Source organism: Amycolatopsis sp. NPDC006131 (genome assembly GCF_040614175.1).
In the GTDB taxonomy this organism is placed as follows: Bacteria; Actinomycetota; Actinomycetes; order Mycobacteriales; family Pseudonocardiaceae; genus Amycolatopsis_E; species Amycolatopsis_E tucumanensis.
Genome location: NZ_JBEXTX010000234.1, coordinates 1 through 2,186, shown reverse-complemented (window position 1 = coordinate 2,186; position 2,186 = coordinate 1). Strand labels below are relative to the sequence as shown.

The following is a 2,186-nucleotide window of genomic DNA, read 5'->3' as shown; positions in this document are numbered from 1 at the left end:
CAAAGCCAGCCACTTCCTCGCCTTCCTCACCCTCGGAGCCGCCCTGACCTGCTACAAGAAACTCCGCAAACACACCACATGAGACACGCTCTTAGCGCGGTTTCCAACACGTTCTTGGTGAACAGCTTCAACAGCCCGTTCGGACCGGTCAGCTCCAGCCCCCGCTGCCGGGCCTCGGCCACCATCGCCGCCGCAGCGGCCTGCTCCGGCGACAACGGCTTCTCACTCTTGCGTGGAATCACAGCCCCAGATGTCATCACTCACAGTGCCCATCCCGCCGGACCTCAGCCCGGCGTGTCGGGCCAGAAACACCGATCTTGAAACAGTCCCAAGTTATAGGAGCCATTCGTTGATCGTGGCGATGGTGACGGCGGCTTCGTAGCGGACGGCGAGCTTGTCGTATCGGGTCGTGACAGCACGGTTGCGTTTGAGCCGGTTGATCCCGCACTCGACGGCGTGGCGCTGCTTGTAGATCTCGCTGCTAAAGGCCGGTGGCCGCCCGCCACGGGAGCCCGTGTTCTTGCGGTGACGGATGTGGTCGGCTTTGTCCGCGATGGTGCAGTGGATCCCGCGTCGGCGCAGGTAGGCGGTTGGCGCGGGACCCGTAGGCCTTATCACCGAGCACCCGATCGGGGCGGCGCCGCGGGCGTCCCCGGCCAGGCCGGGGCACCCGGATCTGGTCAAGAACCACTTGAAACTGGGCCGAGTCACCCCGCTGACCGGCGGTGATGACGATCGACAACGGCTTTTGTCCTTGCTCGACCACCAGGTGAGTCTTGGTCGTCAACCCGCCCCGGGAACGCCCCAATCCGTGATCGCCAGGTTCGACCTCGACCCCGCCCGGGGATTCCTTTTGCAGATCCCCTTTTGACGCGCACCGGCCGCATGTTGGTGGGCGCGCGCCACCGTGGAGTCCACGCTGACGTCCCAGGTGATCAGGCCCGCGGCGTCGGCGTCCGCTTGCAACGCGGTCAGGATCTTCTTCCACGTGCCGTCCCGCTGCCACCGCCGGAACAGCCCATACACCGTCTCCCACGGGCCATAACGCTCCGGCAGATCCCGCCACGGCACCCCGGTCCGGACTCGGAACCGGATCCCATCGATCAGCTTCCGCTTCCCGTGCCTGGGCGGCCTGCCCGGCTTCTTTCCCCTGGGCAGCAAGGGTTCCAGCTTCGCCCCCTGCGCGTTGGTTAAGAGGTCCTGCCAGGTTGAGTTGTTCTTGAGTCGGCGCCAGCAGGTGATGCTGCAGGTGATGCTGAGGAAGGCTTCATGGATGTCATCGCGGATCTCCCAGCGGATACGCAGGCGGCGGAACCAGTGCAGCAGCGCGATGGTCTGCTCGACGACCCAGCGGTAGACGCCGAGGCCGGAGCCGTGTTCGGCACCGCGCCTTGCGAACTGGGGGTTGATGCCTTTGCCGCGCACCGATCGCCGGTACTTGTCGAAGTCGTAGGCGCGGTCGGCATAGAGCGTGTCGGGACGGCGACGGGGCCGCCCGCGTCGACCTCGCACCGGGGGTATCGCCTCGATCAGCGGGAGGAGTTGGGTGACGTCGTGGCGGTTGCCGCCGGTCAGTGTCACCGCGAGTGGGATACCGCCACCCTCGGTGATCACATGGTGCGTGGAGCCGGTCCTGGCCCGATCGACCGGACTGGGACCGGTTTTCGGCCCCCCTTTAACGCCCGGACATGGGAACCGTCGGCCGCTGCCCGCGACCAGTCGATCAGACCGGCGGCGTTGAGCTTGGCCAGCAGCAGCTCGTGCAGCCGCTGCTACACGCCAGCCTCGGGCCAGTCCCGCAACCGCCGCCAGCACGTCATGCCCGAGCCGTACCCCAGCTCCTGCGGCAAGAACTCCCACGGGAGCCCCGTGTACAGCACGAACAAGATGCCACACAACGCCTTCCGGTCGTCCAACCGCGTCCGCCCGGGATTGCGGAAGCGACGCTCGACCCTGGGTAACAGAGGCTCGATCAACTCCCACAACTCGTCCTCGACCTCCCACGGCCTGCGCTGGGCCACACCAACCTCCTGCCACTTGATCAACAACCGGCAAGATTCAAACCACAGACCAAGATCATTCTGTTAGGACCACTAAGAGCGTGTCTCATGTGGTGTGTTTGCGGAGTTTCTTGTAGCAGGTCAGGGCGGCTCCGAGGGTGAGGAAGGCGAGGAAGTGGCTGGCTT

The 2,186-nt window shown here is 65.5% G+C and carries 2 pseudogenes; both read right to left on the bottom strand.

From position 1 onward, the window contains the following. Positions 1-333 precede the first annotated feature (333 nt). Positions 334-1,242 (bottom strand): annotated as a pseudogene (locus ABZ215_RS43625) (IS5 family transposase). Further along, a pseudogene (locus ABZ215_RS43620) lies at positions 1,231-2,021 on the bottom strand (IS5 family transposase); the annotation flags it as partial. The pseudogenes ABZ215_RS43620 and ABZ215_RS43625, both read right to left, overlap by 12 nt. Positions 2,022-2,186: the final 165 nt, after the last annotated feature.